A 19,013-nucleotide genomic window follows, 5' to 3' on the forward strand; every position below is an offset into this window, starting at 1 on the left:
TGGTTTTTGGCACGAATCACGCAGGCCCACCATAAAAAACCCCATAAAAAACCCGAAAAAAAACAGGCACCCCCGCGTGGGTCAATACTGATAGAACGCGTTGCTGATCGCCAAACCATGATTTCCTGACCTTTAAGTCAGAAAACCATTGACCGAAAAGTCAGACCTGATAAATTCGGTACAAAGCGGTTAACAACAATAATGAGTCTGCGAGGCCTTCCGTGATCCAGTTTTTACTAAACCAGGAACTCCGTAGTGAGCACGCCCTGGACCCGAACCTGACCGTGCTCAATTATCTGCGCGACCATGTGGGCAAATCCGGCACCAAAGAAGGCTGCGCCAGCGGTGACTGTGGTGCGTGCACCGTGGTGGTCGGCGAACTGCAAACGACTGACGATGGCCGCGAGCACATTCGTTATCGCAGCCTCAACTCGTGCCTGACGTTCGTGTCGTCGTTGCATGGCAAACAACTGATCAGCGTCGAAGACCTCAAGCATCAGGGCGAACTGCACAGCGTGCAGAAAGCCATGGTCGAATGCCACGGTTCACAGTGCGGTTTCTGCACCCCGGGCTTCGTCATGTCATTGTTCGCCCTGCAAAAAAACAGCGATAAAGCAGACTCGCACAAAGCCCACGAAGCACTGGCCGGCAACCTCTGCCGTTGCACCGGCTATCGGCCGATCCTGGAAGCGGCCGAGCAGTCCTGCTGTGGCAAGCAGCCGGATCAGTTCGATGCCCGCGAAGCCGAGACCATCACCCGCCTGAAAGCCATCGCACCGACCGATATCGGTGAACTCAACAGCGGCGACAAACGCTGCCTGGTGCCGCTGACTGTGGCCGACCTGGCCGACCTCTACGACGCTTACCCGCAAGCCCGCCTGCTGGCCGGCGGCACCGACCTGGCGCTGGAAGTCACGCAGTTCCACCGCACCCTGCCGGTGATGATCTATGTAGGCAACGTCGCCGAGATGAAGCGCATCGAGCGCTTTGACGATCGCCTGGAAATCGGCGCCGCCACCGCCCTTTCCGATTGCTACGAAGCGTTGAAAGCCGAGTACCCGGACTTCGGCGAACTGCTGCAACGCTTCGCTTCCCTGCAGATCCGCAACCAGGGCACCCTGGGCGGCAACATCGGCAATGCCTCGCCAATTGGTGACTCGCCGCCGTTGTTGATTGCCCTGGGCGCTCAGATTGTTTTGTGCAAAGGCGAGACCCGCCGCACGATGGCATTGGAAGACTACTTCATCGACTACCGCGTCACGGCGCGTCAGGAAAGTGAGTTCATCGAGAAGATCATCGTGCCGCGGGCCAGCCTCGAGCAAACGTTCCGTGCCTACAAAGTTTCCAAGCGCCTGGACGATGATATTTCCGCCGTGTGCGCGGCGTTCAACCTGCGTATCGACAACGGTGTGATCGCCGATGCTCGCGTGGCGTTCGGGGGCATGGCGGCCATCCCGAAACGGGCGAATAATTGCGAAACCGTATTAATCGGCGCGCAGTTCAATCACGCCACCGTGGAGCGCGCCTGCGCCGCCCTGGCCGAAGATTTCACGCCGCTCTCGGACTTCCGCGCCAGCAAGGAATATCGCCTGCTCAGCGCGCAGAACCTGCTGCGTAAATACTTCATCGAACTGCAATCGCCGCACATCGAGACTCGGGTGACCGCTTATGTCTAATCATCACGCTGTAGAGAAGACCCAAGCCGAACTGGCTGAACTGTTCGCCAAGGACCTGACCACCGGAGTCGGCCGCAGCGTCAAGCACGACAGCGCCGCCAAGCATGTGTCCGGTGAAGCGCAGTACATCGACGACCGCCTGGAATTCCCCAATCAGCTGCACGTCTACGCACGGCTGTCGGACCGTGCCCATGCAAAAATCATCAGCATCGACACCACGCCCTGCTACGCCTTCGACGGCGTGCGCATCGCCATCACTCACGCCGACGTGCCGGGCCTGAAAGACATCGGCCCATTGATGCCGGGCGATCCATTGCTGGCCATCGATGACGTGCAATTTGTCGGGCAACCGGTGCTCGCCGTGGCGGCCAAGGATCTGGAAACCGCACGCAAGGCGGCGATGGCGGCGATCATCGAATACGAAGACCTCGAACCGGTGCTGGATGTGGTGGAAGCCCTGCGCAAACGCCACTTTGTGCTCGACAGTCACACCCATCAGCGTGGCGATTCGGCGGGAGCCCTGGCCACTGCCGAGCACCGCATCCAGGGCACGCTGCACATTGGCGGCCAGGAACATTTCTACCTGGAAACCCAGATCTCCTCGGTGATGCCGACCGAAGACGGCGGGATGATCGTCTACTGCTCCACGCAAAACCCCACCGAAGTACAGAAGCTGGTGGCCGAAGTGCTGGACGTGTCGATGAACAAGATCGTGGTCGACATGCGCCGCATGGGCGGCGGTTTTGGTGGCAAGGAAACCCAGGCTGCGAGCCCCGCGTGCCTGTGCGCCGTGATCGCGCACCTCACCGGCCAGCCGACCAAGATGCGCCTGCCGCGGGTCGAAGACATGCTGATGACCGGCAAGCGCCATCCGTTCTATGTCGAATACGACGTTGGCTTCGACAGCACCGGTCGCCTGCACGGTATCGCCCTGGAACTGGCTGGCAACTGCGGTTGCTCGCCGGACCTGTCGGCGTCGATTGTCGACCGTGCGATGTTCCACTCCGACAACTCTTACTACCTCGGTGACGCGACCATCAACGGTCATCGCTGCAAGACCAACACTGCGTCGAACACCGCGTACCGGGGTTTTGGCGGTCCGCAAGGCATGGTCGCGATCGAGGAAGTGATGGACGCGATCGCCCGTCACCTGGCCCTCGATCCACTGGCGGTGCGCAAGGCCAACTACTACGGCAAGACCGAACGCAACGTCACCCATTACTACCAGACCGTCGAGCACAACATGCTCGAGGAAATGACCGCCGAACTGGAAGAAAGCAGCCAGTACGCCGAGCGCCGCGAAGCGATTCGTCGCTACAACGCCAACAGCCCGATCCTGAAAAAAGGCCTGGCGCTGACCCCGGTGAAATTTGGTATTTCCTTTACCGCGAGCTTCCTCAACCAGGCCGGTGCGCTGATCCACGTCTACACCGACGGCAGTATCCACTTGAACCACGGCGGCACCGAAATGGGCCAAGGTTTGAACACCAAGGTCGCGCAAGTGGTGGCCGAAGTGTTCCAGGTGGAAATGGACCGCGTGCAGATCACCGCGACCAACACCGACAAGGTGCCGAACACCTCGCCGACCGCCGCTTCCAGCGGTGCCGACCTGAATGGTAAAGCCGCGCAGAACGCTGCAGAAATCATCAAGCAACGCCTGGTGGAATTTGCTGCGCGCCAGTACAAGGTCAGCGAAGAAGATGTGGAATTCCACAACGGCCATGTGCGGGTTCGCGATCATATCCTGACGTTTGAAGCGCTGATCCAGCAGGCCTATTTCGCCCAGGTTTCGCTGTCGAGCACCGGGTTCTACAAGACCCCGAAAATCTTCTACGACCGCAGCCAGGCGCGCGGTCGGCCGTTCTACTACTTCGCCTTCGGTGCCGCCTGCTGCGAGGTGATCATCGACACCCTGACCGGCGAGTACAAGATGCTGCGCACTGACATCCTGCACGACGTGGGTGCGTCGTTGAACCCGGCGATCGACATCGGCCAGGTCGAGGGTGGTTTCATCCAGGGCATGGGTTGGCTGACCATGGAAGAGCTGGTGTGGAACAACAAGGGCAAGTTGATGACCAACGGCCCGGCCAGCTACAAGATCCCGGCCGTGGCGGACATGCCGCTGGACCTGCGGGTGAAGCTGGTGGAAAACCGCAAGAACCCGGAAGACACGGTGTTCCATTCCAAGGCGGTGGGCGAGCCGCCATTCATGCTCGGCATTGCGGCCTGGTGTGCGATCAAGGATGCGGTGGCGAGCCTGGGTGATTACCGGCATCAACCGAAGATCGACGCACCGGCGACCCCGGAGCGGGTGTTGTGGGGGTGTGAGCAGATGCGGCAGTTGAAGGCGGCGAAGGTTGTTGAGGCAGAAGCTGAGTTGGCTTCGCTCTAGACCGCGGCGCACCCATCGCGGGCAAGCCTTGCTCCCACAGATCAAGGCAGACACTGGCTCCACAGATCGACGCGAACCTGTGGGAGCAAAGCTTGCTCGCGATGACGGACTGACAGACAACAGCAATGTTGAGGTGAAATATGTACAACTGGATCGACGCCCTCGCCGACCTCCAACACCAGGGTGAACCCTGCGTACTGGTGACCATCATCGAAGAGCTCGGCTCGACGCCGCGCAATGCCGGCTCGAAAATGGTCATCAGCGCCCACCAGTCCTTCGACACCATCGGTGGCGGGCATCTGGAATACAAGGCCATGCAGATCGCTCGCGAAATGCTCGCCAGTGGCAAGCAGGACACCCACCTGGAGCGCTTCAGCCTCGGCGCCAGCCTCGGCCAGTGCTGCGGCGGCGTGACCGTGTTGCTGTTCGAACCGATGGGCCAGGTGCAGGCACAGATCGCCGTGTTCGGCGCCGGGCATGTTGGCCGTGCGCTGGTGCCGCTGCTCGCCAGCCTGCCCTGCCGGGTGCGCTGGATCGACTCGCGGGAAACGGAATTCCCCGAACACATCCCCCACGGCGTGCGCAAGATTGTCAGCGAAGAACCGGTGGATGAAATTGATAACCTGCCCGCCGGCAGCTACTGCATCGTCATGACCCACAACCATCAACTCGACCTCGAACTCACCGCCGCACTGCTCAAGCGCAACGATTTCACCTACTTCGGCCTGATCGGCTCGAAGACCAAACGGGTGAAGTTCGAACACCGCCTGCGCGACCGGGGCTTCGACAGCGCCGTGCTGCAGCGCATGCGCTGCCCGATGGGCATCGGCGAAGTCAAAGGCAAGTTGCCGGTAGAAATCGCGATCTCCATCGCCGGCGAAATCATCGCCACTTACAACGCAAGTTTCGGCCAGCAGACTGCCAGCGCCGGATCATCGATTGCCAAACTGCTGCCGGCTTCACGTCGCAGCCAAGCCACAAGTTGAGAAATACACATGCCCCTGACTCGCAAAGCCTACCGCGCCGCCATTCTGCACAGCATCGCCGACCCAGCCGAAGTCGGCATCGAAGCCTCCTATGAGTATTTCGAGGACGGCCTGCTGGTGGTGGATAACGGCCAGATCAGCGCCCTCGGCCACGCCAGCGACCTGCTGCCGACGCTGCCGGCCGATATCGCGGTCACCCATTATCAGGACGCGCTGATCACCCCGGGCTTTATCGACACCCACATCCACTTGCCGCAAACCGGCATGGTCGGCGCCTATGGCGAGCAATTGCTGGACTGGCTCAACACCTACACCTTCCCGTGCGAAAGCCAGTTCGCCGACAAGACCCACGCCGACGAAGTCGCGGACATTTTCATCAAGGAACTGCTGCGCAACGGCACCACCACCGCCCTGGTGTTTGGCAGCGTGCACCCGCAATCGGTGAATTCGTTCTTCGAGGCCGCCCAGCAGCTGGACCTGCGGATGATCGCCGGCAAGGTGATGATGGACCGCAATGCGCCGGACTACCTGACCGACACCGCCGAATCCAGCTACGTCGAAAGCAAGGCGCTGATCGAGCGGTGGCACGGCAAGGGTCGCCTGCACTACGCGGTGACGCCGCGCTTCGCGCCTACCAGCACTCCGGAACAGCTGACCCTGGCAGGCCAGTTGCTCGGCGAATACCCTGACCTGTACATGCAGACCCACATCAGCGAAAACCTCAAGGAAGTCGAGTGGGTCAAGGAGTTGTTCCCGGAGCGCAAGGGCTACCTGGACGTCTACGATCACTACCAGTTGCTGGGCGAACGCTCGGTGTTCGCCCACGGCGTACACCTGTGCGACGACGAGTGCGCACGCCTGGCCGAAACCGGCTCGGCCATCGCCTTCTGCCCGACCTCGAACTTCTTCCTCGGCAGCGGCCTGTTCAACCTGCCGATGGCGGAAAAGCACAAGCTGAACGTCGGCCTGGGCACGGATGTCGGCGGCGGTACCAGCTTCTCGCTGCTGCAGACGTTGAATGAGGCGTACAAAGTCATGCAGCTGCAAGGCGCGCGGCTGAGCCCGTTCAAATCGCTGTACCTGGCAACCCTGGGCGGCGCCCGTGCGTTGCGCCTGGAAGACAAGATCGGCACCCTGCTGCCGGGCACCGATGCCGACTTCCTGGTGCTGGATTACAACGCTACGCCGCTGCTGAGTTATCGCCTGAAGCAGGCCAATAACATTGCCGAGACGCTATTCGTGCTGATGACGCTGGGGGATGACCGGACGGTGTTGCAGACGTATGCGGCGGGGAATCAGGTGCATCAGCGCTAAATCCGCGCCGATCGTTCCCACGCTCTGCGTGGGAATGTTGCCCGTGACGCTCCGCGTCACTGGAGGCGTTCCCACGCAGAGCGTGGGGACGATCTGTAAAGATCGCAGCCTTCGGCAGCTCCTACATGGACCGTATTCCCCTGTAGGAGCTGTCGAGTGGAGCGAGGCTGCGATCTTTAAAGTTTGGCGCTCGGCCGCCCAGGCTTCTTGGTCTGCAACAAATGCGAGAACACCGCATGCAAATCATCCGACGCACTTTCCTCGTCGAGGTTGAGCTTGCTGTCGATGTGATCCATGTGATGCATCATCAAGTCCACCGCCAACTCGCCATTGCGCGCTTCGATGGCGTCGATCAGCTGGGTGTGCTCGTCATACGAGCAATGGGAACGGTTGCCACTTTCGTACTGGGCGATGATCAGCGAAGTCTGCGACACCAGGCTGCGCTGGAAGCTGATCAGCGGGGCGTTCTTCGCCGCTTCGGCGAGCTTCAGGTGGAACTCGCCCGACAGACGGATACCGGCGCCGCGATCGCCACGGGAGAAGCTGTCACGCTCGTCGTTGACCATCTGGCGCAACTCGGCGATCTGCTCGGCGGTGGCATGTTGCACGGCCAGCTCGGTGATCGCGCGCTCGACCAGACGCCGCGCCAGGAATACCTGGCGAGCTTCCTCGACACTTGGACTGGCGACCACTGCGCCACGATTAGGCCGCAGCAGCACAACGCCTTCATGGGCCAGGCGCGACAGCGCGCGGCGAATGATGGTACGGCTGACCCCGAAAATTTCCCCCAGCGCTTCTTCGCTCAACTTGGTACCGGGCGCCAGGCGCTGTTCGAGGATGGCCTCGAAGATATGTGCGTAGACAATATCGTCCTGGGTACCGCTGCGACCGGCTTTGCCTGCTCGCGGTTGTTTCTTTAGGGGCTGCAACTGTTCGTTCATGGGCACTCGAGTCGGGAGAACTGCGGCGAATAGACCGTGACTGTAATACGGCACAGTGGGTCGCTGGCAAGTATCGCGTAAAAAACACCACGATTGTACACAATGGATGGTGGCAACACGACTGTATGGCTGTTTGTTGCCTCGGCTGTATTGCAACGAATGGTTACTTTTGAGTTTAGGCTTGATCACAGAATCCGCAGCTGGAATGTGATCCGCGTAGGAGCTGCCGAAGGCTGCGATCTTTTGATCCTGTTTTTACAAGCAAGATCAAAAGATCGCAGCCTTCGGCAGCTCCTACAGGGGACTGCGGTGCTTCGGATAACTGTGTACTTATCAAGGAACACCCCCGTCATGAACGACGCCACCCACACCCAACTCCGCCCCCTGGCCGACACGTCACCCTCGGCCATCGTCGCCGGCTTCATCGCGATGATGACCGGCTACACCAGCTCCCTGGTGCTGATGTTCCAGGCCGGGCAAGCTGCCGGCCTGAGCAGCGGGCAGATTTCGTCGTGGATCTGGGCGATCTCGATCGGCATGGCGGTGTGTTCCATCGGCCTGTCGCTGCGCTATCGCACGCCGATCACCATTGCCTGGTCGACCCCCGGCGCCGCATTGCTGATCACCAGCCTGGGCGGCGTGACCTACGGCGAAGCCATCGGCGCCTACATCACCTGCGCGGTGCTGGTGACCATTTGCGGGCTGACCGGCAGCTTCGAACGCCTGCTGAAAAAGATCCCGGCATCCCTGGCCGCGGCATTGCTCGCGGGCATCCTGTTCAAGATCGGCAGTGAGATCTTCGTCGCTGCGCAGCATCGCACTGCGCTGGTCCTGGGGATGTTCTTCACTTACCTGGTGATCAAGCGCCTGTCCCCGCGTTATGCGGTGTTAGCCGCGCTGCTGATCGGCACCGCCCTGTCGGGCTTCATGGGCCTGCTGGATTTCAGCGGCTTTCACCTGGAACTCGCGACACCGGTCTGGACCACCCCGCACTTCTCGCTGGCGGCGACCATCAGCATCGGCATTCCGCTGTTTGTGGTGGCGATGACTTCGCAGAACATGCCGGGCATCGCGGTATTGCGCGCCGACGGCTACAACGTCCCGGCTTCGCCGCTGATCACCACCACCGGCATCGCCTCACTATTGCTGGCACCGTTCGGCTCCCACGGCATCAACCTGGCGGCGATCAGCGCGGCCATCTGCACCGGGCCGCATGCCCACGAAGACCGCAACAAGCGGTATACGGCGGCGGTGTGGTGCGGGATTTTCTACGGCATCGCCGGGGTGTTCGGCGCCACGCTGGCGGCGCTGTTTGCGGCATTGCCCAAGGAGTTGGTGCTGTCGATTGCCGCGCTGGCGTTGTTCGGCTCGATCATCAATGGCTTGAGCATAGCCATGAGCGAGGTCAAGGAACGTGAAGCGGCGTTGATCACCTTCATGGTCACGGCGTCGGGGCTGACGCTGTTTTCCATTGGCTCGGCGTTTTGGGGGATTGTGGCGGGGGTGTTGACGCTGGTGATTCTGAATTGGCGCAGGGCCTGAAGATCAAAAGATCGCAATTGTGGGAGCAAGCGGTTCGGCGGTCGACTTGCCCTGTGGGAGCAGGCACACAACAATTCCACAAAAAACGCATAAAAAAACGGCGACCCTAGGGTCGCCGTTCTTTTACAACATCAAGCTACCGGATTGATCGGCTTTTCCGGGTACCAGACGTCGAGCAGCGGGCTGACCGTCACTTCGGTCAGTTCGCTGCGGCCTTTGAGCCAGGCTTCAACAGCTGCACGTTGCTCTTCGGACACCGAGCCACGCTTCTGCAGGCATACCAGACCGTAGTCGTCGCCGCCAACATAACCCAGGCCGTTGGCTTCCATGGCTTCTTTGAGGAACGCGTCGAGGAAAGCATCAATGGCTTCATCAGCCAAATCTTCTTTGAAATCCAGGTTCAGTTCGAAACCCAGCTCTTGAAATTCATCGACGCACAGTTTTTTGCGCAGACGCTGGGAACGGTTAGTCGCCATTGGAACAATCCTCATAAGTAATAACGGGCGGCACTTTAGCAGTTTAAGCCGCCGATTGCCCGCCTCTATGGGAAGTGCGGCCTACCGCTGGTAAAAAAATAGCGGATTAGGTGCCCGAGGCACGGCACAAGCTGATACACCTTGGGGCATAATGCCGTCACTTTCATGACCACTGAGGGAATTTATCTTCATGCCCTCGTCTTTTTCCCCCTCGACTGCAGGGTTCTATTTCACATGATCAAATCTTTGCGTCCATTGTTGCTGGCCACCTTCCTTCTGCCCTTGGCCCTTCCTGTCAACGCCGCTCAAATCAACACTGCCCTGACCCCCAACGTCGAAAAAGCCCTGAAGGCCAGCAAGTTGCAGGACAACGCCCTGTCCCTGGTGCTGATTCCGCTGACTGGCCCAGGCACCGCGACCATCTTCAACGCTGACGTCTCGGTCAACCCGGCGTCGACCATGAAACTGGTGACCACCTACGCGGCCCTGGAAATGCTCGGCCCGAACCACCAGTGGAAAACCGAGTTCTATACCGATGGCACCCTCAGTGGCGGCATTCTCAACGGCAACCTGTACCTCAAGGGTGGCGGTGATCCGAAGCTCAACATGGAGAAACTCTGGTTGCTGATGCGCGATCTGCGCGCCAACGGCGTGACGCAAATCACCGGCAACCTGGTGCTGGACCGCAACTTCTTCACCCAACCGCAGCTGCCCGAGTTCAACGACGACGGCAATGACGAGAACAAGCCGTTCCTGGTGAAACCGGATTCGCTGCTGGTCAACCTCAAGGCACTGCGTTTTGTTGCCCGTAACGATGGTGGTCGGGTCCTGGTCTCGGTCGAGCCGCCCATCGCGTCGATCCGCATCGAAAATCAGGTCAAGGCAATCAATTCCAAGCAATGCACTGGCGGTGTGCGCTACAACCCTGTGCCACAGGCTGATGGCACTGTGACCGTGACCGTTGGCGGCCAGCTGGGCGAGGGTTGCAGCTCTCAGACGTATCTGTCGCTGCTTGACCACGCAACCTACACCGCCGGCGCCGTGCGGGCGATCTGGAAAGAACTGGGTGGCAGCATCCAGGGCAAGGACCTGCTGGCGCCGACACCAAAAGGAGCCAAATTGCTGGCCCGGGCTTACTCGCCGGACTTGGCGGAAATCATCCGCGACATCAACAAATACAGTAACAACACCATGGCCCAGCAGCTGTTCCTGAGCCTCGGCCAGCGGTTCCGCACCGACGCCGACGGCGATGACGCCAAGGCCGCCCAGCGCGTGGTTCGCCAATGGCTGGCGAAGAAAGGCATCACCGCGCCGCACCTGATCATGGAGAACGGCTCCGGCCTGTCCCGTGCCGAGCGCGTCAGCGCCCGGGAAATGGCGGCAATGCTGCAGGCCGCGTGGCGCAGCCCGTACGCTGCCGAGTTCATCAGCTCGATGCCGATTGCCGGCACCGATGGCACCATGCGCAAACGCCTGAAGACCACTGCGATGCGCGGCGAAGCCCACGTCAAGACCGGCACCCTGAACACCGTGCGGGCGATTTCCGGCTTCAGCCGTGACGTCAATGGCAATACCTGGGCGGTGGTGGCGATCCTCAACGACAAGGCGCCGTTTGGGGCATCGTCGGTGCTGGACCAGGTGCTGCTGGACCTGTATCGCCAGCCGAAATTGCCTGAGACTGCTTCGGTTTTGTGATCTTCTAAGATCAACAGATCGCAGCCTCGTTTCACTCGACAGCTCCTACAGGGCAACGCTTTCAACTGTAGGAGCTGTCGAGTGAAACGAGGCTGCGATCTTTTCTCCAATCCACCCTAATTCATCTCTGCCTCAACCCGATCCCGTCCCGCCAGCTTCGCCGCATACACCCCCGAATCCGCCCGCAGCAGCAGCGCATCCGCGCCCTCTCCGACTCGCCAGCTGGCTATCCCGAAACTCGCAGTGACTACCCCCACCCCGTCGATCGCCGAGCTGCGCAGCGCCTGCCATAGCTGCAGCGCCAGTACATGCGCGTGTTCGCCACTGATGTCCGGGCACAGCACCATGAACTCCTCTCCACCCAGCCGGCAGAACACGTCAGTGCGCCGCAGCCGATGGCCGATGCGCTCGCACACCGCCTGCAGCACCCGGTCTCCCACCGCGTGGCCATGCTGGTCATTGATGCGTTTGAAGTGGTCGACATCGAGCATGATCACCGCCAGCTCGCCGCCACCCCTTTCGACCCGGGCCATCTCGGTGGTCAGGCGCTCCTGGAAGTAGCGACGGTTGTGAATCCCCGTCAACGAATCCGTCACCGACAGCGCCCGCAGCTCTTCTTCCACGCGCTTGAGGTCCGAGATATCGGAAATGTAACCGTGCCACAGCACTCCACCACCCGGCAGTTCCTCCGGCGTGGCCTCGCCACGTACCCAGCGCAACCCGCGAATCGGTAGCTGCACCCGGTATTCCTCGCGCCACGGGCTGAGGGTGTCGGCCGATGCGCGGATCGAGGCGCGGACTCGCGTGGTGTCCTGGGGATGAATCCGCGTGAAGATCGCCTCGGCGTTGAGCAACAATACGTCGGGTTCAAGCTCATAGATCTCGCGGATGCCGTCACTGGCGTAGATCACGCTGAACCGACCGTCGAATTCCATCTTGAACTGATAAATGCCACCAGGCACATGGGCACTGAGTTTCTTCAACAGCAGGTCACGTGCCGCCAGCGCCTCGTGCACGCGCTTGCGCTCGGTGATGTCGATGCAGATCGCCAGGTGACCGACCCACAGGCCCTGCTCGTCGAGCACCGGAGTGGCCAGCATGTTCACCGTCAGGTGACTGCCATCGCTGCGCACCAGCGTCCATTCCCGCGCCTCGTGGCCACCCTCCTCGCCGCCCTCGACCAGCATCGCCTGGCAAGTCGGAATCGGCTTGCCATAGCGCGCGCTCAGTTCCGTCGAGCGGGCCAGCAGTTCCCGGGGCAGGTGCAGATTTTCCAGGGTCATGCAGCCCACCACCTCGGCGCTGGCATAACCGAGCATGTACTCGGCACCGGCATTGAAGGTGGTGATGACCCCGCGCAAGTCCATGGCGATGATCGCCACCTGCGTCGCGGCATCCAGCACTCCGCGCAACTGGCCGTGGGTGCCGCGCAGTTCCTGCTCGCGGGCGCGCAGCTCCTGGGTACGTTGTTCCACCAGTTTCAATGCCCGTTGGCGCTGGCTGACCAGCACGTAGAGCAAGGCGCTGAGCAGCAGGCTGAGCATGCCGCCGAGCACCACCAGGCTGTTCAGGGAAGAGTGGTTGGCTTGGGAGAACGCCACGCTGGGTCGCATCTCGACCTGATACTCATGGTCGGCTAGGCGAATCAGTTGAGTCGAAAACAGCTCGCTGGACGCTGGCGTATTGCTCGACTCGTACAGCACTTCATGCTCGTCGGTGGTGGACAGGTCGAGAATGCGCACCGAGAGGAAATCATGGGCCTCCTCCGGCAGTCCATCCGCCAACAGCTGACGCATGCTGATCACCGCCATGACGTAGCCTTCGGACGCCGCCCCAGGGTTTGCTTGGCGATTGACGGGGGCGACCAGGAGGATCCCGCGCGCATAGGCGGGTTCGATGCCGACCAGGTACAGGGGTTGGGAAACTGCCATGCCGCCGAGGGCATCGGCCCTTTCCAGGGTCGCGCGGCGCTGGGGCTGCCCAAGCAGGTCAAAACCCAGCGGCGCGGGCTGCCGGCTTTGGGTCTGGGTGTACAGAACCGGGGCATACTCGTCGCGCTCACCGGCAACTTGCAGGTGCCCGGCGGCATCCAGTTCGCGCACGCCGAATTCGCCCAGCCCCTCTTCGCGTGCCGCTTGCTCAAGGGCAGGCCGAGCAGCGCGCACGATCCGCGGTGCCCACGAGTAAGCCTGGGTGCGATGTAACAGGGGTTTGGCGTAACCGTTGAATTCCTCACGGGAGACCGCGTCGGAATTGGCAAAGAACCGGCGCAGCCCGTCGAGGCGCTGCTCCTGGTCTTCGAAACGTTCTTCGATACGGCTGTAACGTTCACTGGCGAGCAGTTGGAAACGTTGCCGTAATTGATGGTGATGCAGATTCAGGGTCGACCAGGCGAGCAATCCGGTCAGAAGGCCGCCGACGAGCAATACCAGCAGCGCGACCAGCCAGGCCGAAACGTGTTCACTGATAAACCCCAGGATCTTTGGGCGCACGACGAGCAGCGACATAGAGGCAGACTCAAAACGCCAAGTGCCGGGAAAACCCACTGGCCCTGGGTTGAGTTATAGCTATTAGCCACTAACTTAGCTAGCGCGACTGCTGGCGATGGCGACGGAACATTCACCCTCGCCAGCGCCGACCTGTCGGACCCTACCTCATCAACTCGCCATGATCTTCCAGGCGCGGTGGATTTTGCCGTTGCGGGCGAAATCCGGGTCGATGGTCTTGGCGGTGATTTCCTCGACCGCGTAGCGCTCGCTCAGGTTGGGCTCGAGCTCGAACTTGCGGAAGTTGTTGGAGAAGTACAACACACCGCCCGGTGCGAGGCGCGCCATGGCCAGGTCGATCAACTGCACCTGGTCGCGCTGCACGTCGAAGATCCCTTCCATGCGCTTGGAGTTGGAGAACGTCGGCGGGTCGATGAAGATCAGGTCGAACTCGTCACGGCAGGCGTCCAGCCAGACCATCACATCGCCCTGCTCCAGGCGGTTCTTGTCGGAGAAACCGTTCAGCGACAGGTTGCGTCGCGCCCAGTCCAGGTAGGTTTTCGACAGGTCGACGCTGGTGGTGCTGCGCGCGCCGCCCTTGGCCGCATGCACACTGGCCGTCGCGGTATAGCTGTACAGATTGAGGAAGCGCTTGCCGGCTGCCTCTTTCTGAATGCGCATGCGCATCGGCCGGTGGTCGAGGAACAGACCAGTGTCGAGGTAATCGGTGAGGTTCACCAGCAGCTTGACCCCGCCTTCGTTGACCTCGACGAACTTGCCTTGCGCAGCCTGGCGCTCGTACTGCTTGGTGCCGCTCTGGCGCTCGCGACGCTTGACCACCACGCGGCTCTTGTCGACGTTCAACGCCTGGGGAATCGCGGCTAGGGCATCGAACATGCGCGCCGAGGCTTTTTCCGGGTCGATGGACTTCGGCGCGGCGTATTCCTGGACGTGCACCCAATCCTGATACAGATCGATGGCCATGGAATATTCCGGCATGTCGGCATCGTAGACGCGATAGCAGTCGATCCCTTCACGCTTGACCCACTTGCCCAGGGCCTTGAGGTTTTTCTGCAGGCGGTTGGCAAACATCTGCCCACCCTCGCTCAAGCGCGGTTGCTCGATCACCACTGGAGCCGGTTTGATCGGGTTGCCGTTCTTGTTGTACTTCTCGTACTTGCCCGGCGCCACGTCGTTGTCTTCGACCTGCACTTGCGCCTGCTCGCGCTCGGCCTGGCGCTGTTCCGGGGTGCGACGTTCGCCGGTGACGAACTGGTCCGGGGTGACTTTGATCAGCAGCAGTTTGCACGGCAGGGCGCCGTTCCAGAACGAATACTGCTTGTGGCTGCGGATGCCCATGCGCTTGCCCAGGTCCGGAGCGCCGGTGAAGACCGCCGCTTCCCAGTTCAGGCAGGCCTGGCGCAGGCGTTCGCCGAGGTTCTGGTAGAGGTAGAGCAGGCTCGCCTCGTCGCCCAGGCGCTCGCCGTACGGCGGGTTGCAGATGACCAGGCCTTTCTGGTTCTGATCCGGGCGCGGCTCGAAGGTGCCGACTTCGCCTTGATAGATCTTGATCCACTCGCTCAGGCCAGCACGTTCGACGTTGTTGCGGCCCGGCTGGATCAGCCGTGGGTCAGCTTCGTAACCGCGAATCCACAACGGTGGCTTGGCCAGGCCAGCGGCGCAACGCTCGGTGGCTTCTTCGTGGAGTTTTTTCCACAAGGCCGGGACATGACCGAGCCAAGCGGTGAAGCCCCACTGCTCGCGACGCAGGTTGGGCGCCATGTCGGCGGCGATCATCGCCGCTTCGACCAGGAAGGTCCCCACACCGCACATCGGGTCAGCCAGCGCGCCGCCTTCGGCCGCAATACGTGGCCAGCCGGAACGGATCAGAATCGCCGCCGCGAGGTTTTCCTTCAGCGGTGCCGCACCTTGCTGCAGGCGGTAGCCGCGCTGGTGCAGGCTATGGCCGGACAGGTCGAGGGACAGGATCGCCTCGCCACGGTCCAGGCGCAGGTGGATGCGCAGGTCCGGGTTGAGTTTGTCGATCGACGGACGGTCACCTTGCGGGGTGCGCAATTTGTCGACGATGGCATCCTTGACCTTCAAGGCGCCGAAATGGGTGTTGTCGATGCCCGAGCCGTGACCGCTGAACTCGACGGCCAGGGTGCCGTCGTTGAGCATGTGGTCCTGCCATTCGATGTCGAGCACGCCGTGGTACAGGTCCTCGGCGTCCTTCATCGGGAAACGCTTGAGTACCAACAGTACCCGGTTCGCCAGGCGCGACCACAGGCACAGGCGGTAGGCAGTTTCCATGGTCGCCATGCCGCGCACGGCAGAGGTGTGCTCACGTGCTTCTTCAAGGCCAAGCCCGACGGCTTCCTCGATGAGCAGGCCTTCAAGGCCTTTTGGGCAAGTGAGGAAGAGTTCGAAACGATCGGACATGGGAATTCCAGAACCTTTAGCTGAGTGAACGGGCAACGCATTGCCGGTCCGGTTTTCAATCAGGCGCTTTTCTTAAAGAACGCCCGCGTGGCACGAAGGTGTGCCGACCCACCTTTGCTGCTCGGTGTAAAGGAGCTTAGATGCAAAGACAGGTAAAAAAGTTGATGCAACAAAATGTCATAAACCGACCCTTCGTCGAATAATGCGCTGAAGCAACGCGAGGCATTCTCACTAAGGGATTAACGTCATCATCCTGCAAGGTGCCGATCATACCGGGGTTTGACCAACAAACGCTGGCAAATATCGTGTTACTTATGGCCATACCACCTTAATGGTTACGTCCTTATGACAAAACGATCATTCCCTCGATGTGACGCATTGGTTAGAACTCAACACAGGTTGACGCCGCAACGACGTCAACAACTTGGCTCGCGACGCCGGCAGCGAGCCGCCAACGGCAGGTTATTTCTGCCAGACCTCGATTGAGGTCAACGCGTTACCTACAGTCAACAAGTGAGGGCAACACCCTATGAGAAGACTTAAGCGTGATCCGTTGGAAAGAGCATTTTTGCGCGGATATCAATATGGCGTTGGTGGCAAATCCCGTGAGCTTTGCCCATTTACTCTACCGTCGGTACGTCAAGCCTGGATTAACGGCTGGCGAGAAGGACGCGGCGACAACTGGGACGGTATGACCGGCACTGCGGGAATCCACAGACTCAACGAACTTCACGCCGTCGGCTAATTTTACAGGGCCTAACACTCCGACACGACAATTTGAATACTGCTTGAAATTAACCACGCACGCCCCATCCGGGCGGCGGGCTTCGGCCCAGGGGCTCCTTCGAGGAGCCCTTTTTTATGCCTGCTTTCCAGCTGGCAACGGCATCGGCATTGGCTGAACACTTTCCCTGTAGGAGCTGCCGAAGGCTGCGATCTTTTGATCTTGGCTTCTCGGCTGTCAGGTGGAAACAAAAATCAAAGATCAAAAGATCGCAGCCTTCGGCAGCTCCTACATGGAGATCACCGGACCATTGATGTTTATCTCAGGGCGGCGATCGCGTCTACAGACTCACGAATCAACGCCGGGCCCTTATAGATGAAACCCGAGTAGATTTGCACCAGGCTCGCACCCGCAGCGATTTTCTCCGCGGCGTGCTTGCCCTCGGTAATCCCGCCCACAGCGATGATCGGCAAACGGCCCGCCAGCTCTGCCGCCAGCACCTTGACCGTGTGCGTGCTCTTCTCCCGAACCGGGGCGCCGGACAGGCCGCCCGCCTCGTCACCGTGTTCCATGCCTTCGACGCCGACGCGGCTCAGGGTGGTGTTGGTGGCGATGACCGCATCCATCCCGGTTTCAACCAGCGCCTGGGCCACCTGGGCCGTTTCTTCGTCGGTCATGTCCGGGGCGATCTTGATGGCCAGCGGTACATGTTTGCCATGACGCAAGGCCAGCTCGGCGCGGCGCGTGGCCAGGTCGGCGAGCAGCTGCTTGAGCGAATCACCAAACTGCAGGCTGCGCAGGCCCGGTGTGTTCGGCGAGCTGACGTTGACTGTTATATAGCTGGCGTGGGCATACACCTTGTCCAGGCAGATCAGGTAATCGTCTACCGCGCGTTCAACCGGGGTATCGAAATTCTTGCCGATATTGATCCCCAGCACGCCCTTGTACTTCGCTGCCGCCACCCGGGCCAGCAGGTGATCGACGCCCAGGTTGTTAAAACCCATGCGATTGATGATCGCCTCGGCTTCCGGCAGGCGGAAAATCCGCGGTTTCGGATTGCCCGGCTGCGGGCGCGGGGTAATGGTGCCGATTTCGACAAAGCCGAAACCCAGCTGGGCGAAACCGTCGATGGCCGCGCCGTTTTTATCCAGGCCCGCTGCCAGGCCTACCGGGTTGGGAAAGTCGAGGCCCATGACGGTCACCGGCTTTTTCGCCGGCGCCTTGCACAGCATGCCGTTGAGCCCCAGGCGTCCGCCCGCGCCGATCAGGTCCAGGGACAGATCGTGGGAGGTCTCCGGGGAAAGTTTGAACAACAGCTGACGGGCCAGGGTGTACATGGGCGGCTTTGACTCTGGGCGGCGAAAAGTGGCAGCGATTATAGCCGGGGTGCGGGGTAGCGTGCGAGAGACCGACGCGTCTTATGTGTCGAGCCGCACAACCGGGCAGTCGAATCGATAGCCCTGGCCGTAGACCGTCGCAATAAAGCCCCGGTTGTCCTTTAACAGCCGGCGAAGTACGTAGATGCAGCGGGTCAACGACTCCTCGGCGGCATCTGTCTCCGGCCAGACGGTGCCCAGCAGGCGGTCCTTGCTGACTACCCAACCCGCCGACCCGAGCAGCAGGCGCAGCACGCACAACTCTTTCGGCGGGACGTGGACGACTTTGCCTGCATGCTGCAGGGTTCCATCGCTCTGCAGCCGCCACCGGTCAAAAACGAATGACCCGGGCGGGGATTGATCAGTGGCACAGTTCATTGGCTCGCATCCAGGCTCAAAGATGAGTGGCGCGACTATAGAGAATCGAGTGAGACGCTTCCGTAGGACTCCCGCAGTTCCAGTCAGGGGAAATATCGATCAGGCCTGTAGGATTTTTCTCCCATTCCTGAACCGCTGCTTCAGGGACGAAGAATGGTGCACAGTTCTTCCTGCACCGCCATGAAGTGGTCGAGGGCCTGGCCGAAATGCCGGGCAGTGCTCAGGGCTTGCTCATTGGTCAGCAGCCGCAGTTCCAGCTGCCCCTCCACCTCGCGCAAGTGCAATTGGCCGCTGCGTGACCAGGGAAAGCCCTGCAACAGGATCTGCAGCAACTCGACTGCTGAATGCCTGAGCAGCTCAGGCCTGACGTCCATGACTCGGGACCACACCACCACGTCGCCCTGCACGTCCGCCACATTGATACTGGGCAGGTCGGCCATCTGCAGGTCGAGGGTGCTGTGGTGGTCGAAGTGCATCGGCGACCTGCCCGCGCAGGTGCAATACAACAGCGCTTCGTTCAGCAGTCGGGCAATCTCCGCGTGTCTCATTCAGCGCTTATCCTTTTAGCAATTGGATGATCGCGGC

The 19,013-nt window shown here is 60.8% G+C and carries 13 protein-coding genes and 1 pseudogene; 7 read left to right on the plus strand and 7 right to left on the minus strand.

Translation table 11 applies throughout. The features are described from left to right. The first annotated feature begins 221 nt into the window (after window positions 1–221). The 4 genes from xdhA to guaD all read left to right on the plus strand — a co-directional run bounded on the left by xdhA (window position 222) and on the right by guaD (window position 6,368). Window positions 222–1,676: a xanthine dehydrogenase small subunit gene (gene xdhA, locus ACYZTK_RS06600; protein ID WP_462013704.1), complete on the plus strand. Its 1,455-nt coding sequence runs from the start codon at window positions 222–224 to the stop codon at window positions 1,674–1,676. Continuing rightward, the gene (gene xdhB, locus ACYZTK_RS06605) at window positions 1,669–4,068 is read left to right on the plus strand and encodes a xanthine dehydrogenase molybdopterin binding subunit (RefSeq protein ID WP_462013705.1); all 2,400 of its coding nucleotides are present in this window, start codon (window positions 1,669–1,671) and stop codon (window positions 4,066–4,068) included. The genes xdhA and xdhB overlap by 8 nt, the downstream gene beginning before the upstream one ends. Window positions 4,069–4,208: 140 nt before the next feature. Further along, window positions 4,209–5,054, plus strand: a complete 846-nt coding sequence (gene xdhC, locus ACYZTK_RS06610) for a xanthine dehydrogenase accessory protein XdhC (protein ID WP_462013706.1) — start codon at window positions 4,209–4,211, stop codon at window positions 5,052–5,054. A 9-nt stretch (window positions 5,055–5,063) separates the two neighbouring features. Further along, complete coding sequence (guaD, locus tag ACYZTK_RS06615) at window positions 5,064–6,368, plus strand: guanine deaminase (RefSeq protein WP_462013707.1); 1,305 nt, start codon at window positions 5,064–5,066, stop codon at window positions 6,366–6,368. A gap of 176 nt (window positions 6,369–6,544) precedes the next feature. On the opposite strand, the gene ACYZTK_RS06620 is transcribed toward guaD, so the two are convergent. Further along, the gene (locus ACYZTK_RS06620) at window positions 6,545–7,309 is read right to left on the minus strand and encodes a GntR family transcriptional regulator (protein ID WP_266016110.1); all 765 of its coding nucleotides are present in this window, start codon (window positions 7,307–7,309) and stop codon (window positions 6,545–6,547) included. 351 nt (window positions 7,310–7,660) lie between these two features. Here ACYZTK_RS06620 and ACYZTK_RS06625 point away from each other — a divergent pair, with 351 nt between their 5' ends. Continuing rightward, the gene (locus ACYZTK_RS06625; protein WP_462013708.1) at window positions 7,661–8,851 is read left to right on the plus strand and encodes a benzoate/H(+) symporter BenE family transporter; all 1,191 of its coding nucleotides are present in this window, start codon (window positions 7,661–7,663) and stop codon (window positions 8,849–8,851) included. Window positions 8,852–8,982: 131 nt separating this feature from the next. Here ACYZTK_RS06625 and ACYZTK_RS06630 read toward each other — a convergent pair whose 3' ends face one another. Beyond that, complete coding sequence (locus ACYZTK_RS06630) at window positions 8,983–9,327, minus strand: YggL family protein (RefSeq protein WP_095165457.1); 345 nt, start codon at window positions 9,325–9,327, stop codon at window positions 8,983–8,985. Between the two features lie 234 nt (window positions 9,328–9,561). On the opposite strand from ACYZTK_RS06630, the gene dacB reads away from it, so the two are divergent. Further along, window positions 9,562–11,022 carry a D-alanyl-D-alanine carboxypeptidase/D-alanyl-D-alanine endopeptidase gene (gene dacB, locus ACYZTK_RS06635; RefSeq protein ID WP_462013709.1) on the plus strand — a complete coding sequence of 487 codons (1,461 nt, stop codon included), beginning with the start codon at window positions 9,562–9,564 and terminating at the stop codon, window positions 11,020–11,022. Between the two features lie 116 nt (window positions 11,023–11,138). Here dacB and ACYZTK_RS06640 read toward each other — a convergent pair whose 3' ends face one another. Beyond that, window positions 11,139–13,529, minus strand: a complete 2,391-nt coding sequence (locus ACYZTK_RS06640) for a sensor domain-containing diguanylate cyclase (protein ID WP_462013710.1) — start codon at window positions 13,527–13,529, stop codon at window positions 11,139–11,141. A gap of 150 nt (window positions 13,530–13,679) precedes the next feature. Continuing rightward, on the minus strand, window positions 13,680–15,950 hold the full coding sequence (gene rlmKL / locus ACYZTK_RS06645; RefSeq protein ID WP_462013711.1) for a bifunctional 23S rRNA (guanine(2069)-N(7))-methyltransferase RlmK/23S rRNA (guanine(2445)-N(2))-methyltransferase RlmL: 2,271 nt from the start codon (window positions 15,948–15,950) through the stop codon (window positions 13,680–13,682). A 529-nt stretch (window positions 15,951–16,479) separates the two neighbouring features. Between rlmKL and rmf the strand changes: the two genes are divergently transcribed. Further along, the gene (gene rmf / locus ACYZTK_RS06650; protein WP_003223300.1) at window positions 16,480–16,695 is read left to right on the plus strand and encodes a ribosome modulation factor; all 216 of its coding nucleotides are present in this window, start codon (window positions 16,480–16,482) and stop codon (window positions 16,693–16,695) included. A gap of 296 nt (window positions 16,696–16,991) precedes the next feature. Here the strand turns inward: rmf and ACYZTK_RS06655 are convergent, their stop codons facing one another. From ACYZTK_RS06655 to ACYZTK_RS06665, 3 genes and pseudogenes are all read right to left on the minus strand, one after another. Then, window positions 16,992–18,011, minus strand: coding sequence for a quinone-dependent dihydroorotate dehydrogenase (locus ACYZTK_RS06655; RefSeq protein ID WP_462013712.1), 1,020 nt, complete (start codon window positions 18,009–18,011; stop codon window positions 16,992–16,994). A gap of 87 nt (window positions 18,012–18,098) precedes the next feature. Beyond that, a pseudogene (locus ACYZTK_RS06660) lies at window positions 18,099–18,428 on the minus strand (winged helix-turn-helix domain-containing protein); the annotation flags it as partial. Between the two features lie 140 nt (window positions 18,429–18,568). Next, window positions 18,569–18,976 (minus strand): InvB/SpaK family type III secretion system chaperone, encoded by a 408-nt coding sequence (locus ACYZTK_RS06665; protein ID WP_462013713.1) that lies wholly within the window; start codon window positions 18,974–18,976, stop codon window positions 18,569–18,571. Between the last annotated feature and the right edge of the window lie 37 nt (window positions 18,977–19,013).

It is taken from the genome of Pseudomonas sp. LB3P31 (genome assembly GCF_054897945.1).

Excerpts from the sequence above, each read along its gene's own strand:
- ACYZTK_RS06630 (WP_095165457.1), bottom strand. The coding sequence starts at position 9,327 with ATGGCGACTAACCGTTCCCAGCGTCTGCGCAAAAAACTGTGCGTCGAT.
- ACYZTK_RS06665 (WP_462013713.1), bottom strand. The coding sequence starts at position 18,976 with ATGAGACACGCGGAGATTGCCCGACTGCTGAACGAAGCGCTGTTGTAT.
- xdhC (WP_462013706.1), top strand. The coding sequence starts at position 4,209 with ATGTACAACTGGATCGACGCCCTCGCCGACCTCCAACACCAGGGTGAA.
- ACYZTK_RS06620 (WP_266016110.1), bottom strand. The coding sequence starts at position 7,309 with ATGAACGAACAGTTGCAGCCCCTAAAGAAACAACCGCGAGCAGGCAAA.
- ACYZTK_RS06640 (WP_462013710.1), bottom strand. The coding sequence starts at position 13,529 with ATGTCGCTGCTCGTCGTGCGCCCAAAGATCCTGGGGTTTATCAGTGAA.
- xdhB (WP_462013705.1), top strand. The coding sequence starts at position 1,669 with ATGTCTAATCATCACGCTGTAGAGAAGACCCAAGCCGAACTGGCTGAA.
- rmf (WP_003223300.1), top strand. The coding sequence starts at position 16,480 with ATGAGAAGACTTAAGCGTGATCCGTTGGAAAGAGCATTTTTGCGCGGA.
- dacB (WP_462013709.1), top strand. The coding sequence starts at position 9,562 with ATGATCAAATCTTTGCGTCCATTGTTGCTGGCCACCTTCCTTCTGCCC.
- rlmKL (WP_462013711.1), bottom strand. The coding sequence starts at position 15,950 with ATGTCCGATCGTTTCGAACTCTTCCTCACTTGCCCAAAAGGCCTTGAA.
- ACYZTK_RS06625 (WP_462013708.1), top strand. The coding sequence starts at position 7,661 with ATGAACGACGCCACCCACACCCAACTCCGCCCCCTGGCCGACACGTCA.
- guaD (WP_462013707.1), top strand. The coding sequence starts at position 5,064 with ATGCCCCTGACTCGCAAAGCCTACCGCGCCGCCATTCTGCACAGCATC.
- ACYZTK_RS06655 (WP_462013712.1), bottom strand. The coding sequence starts at position 18,011 with ATGTACACCCTGGCCCGTCAGCTGTTGTTCAAACTTTCCCCGGAGACC.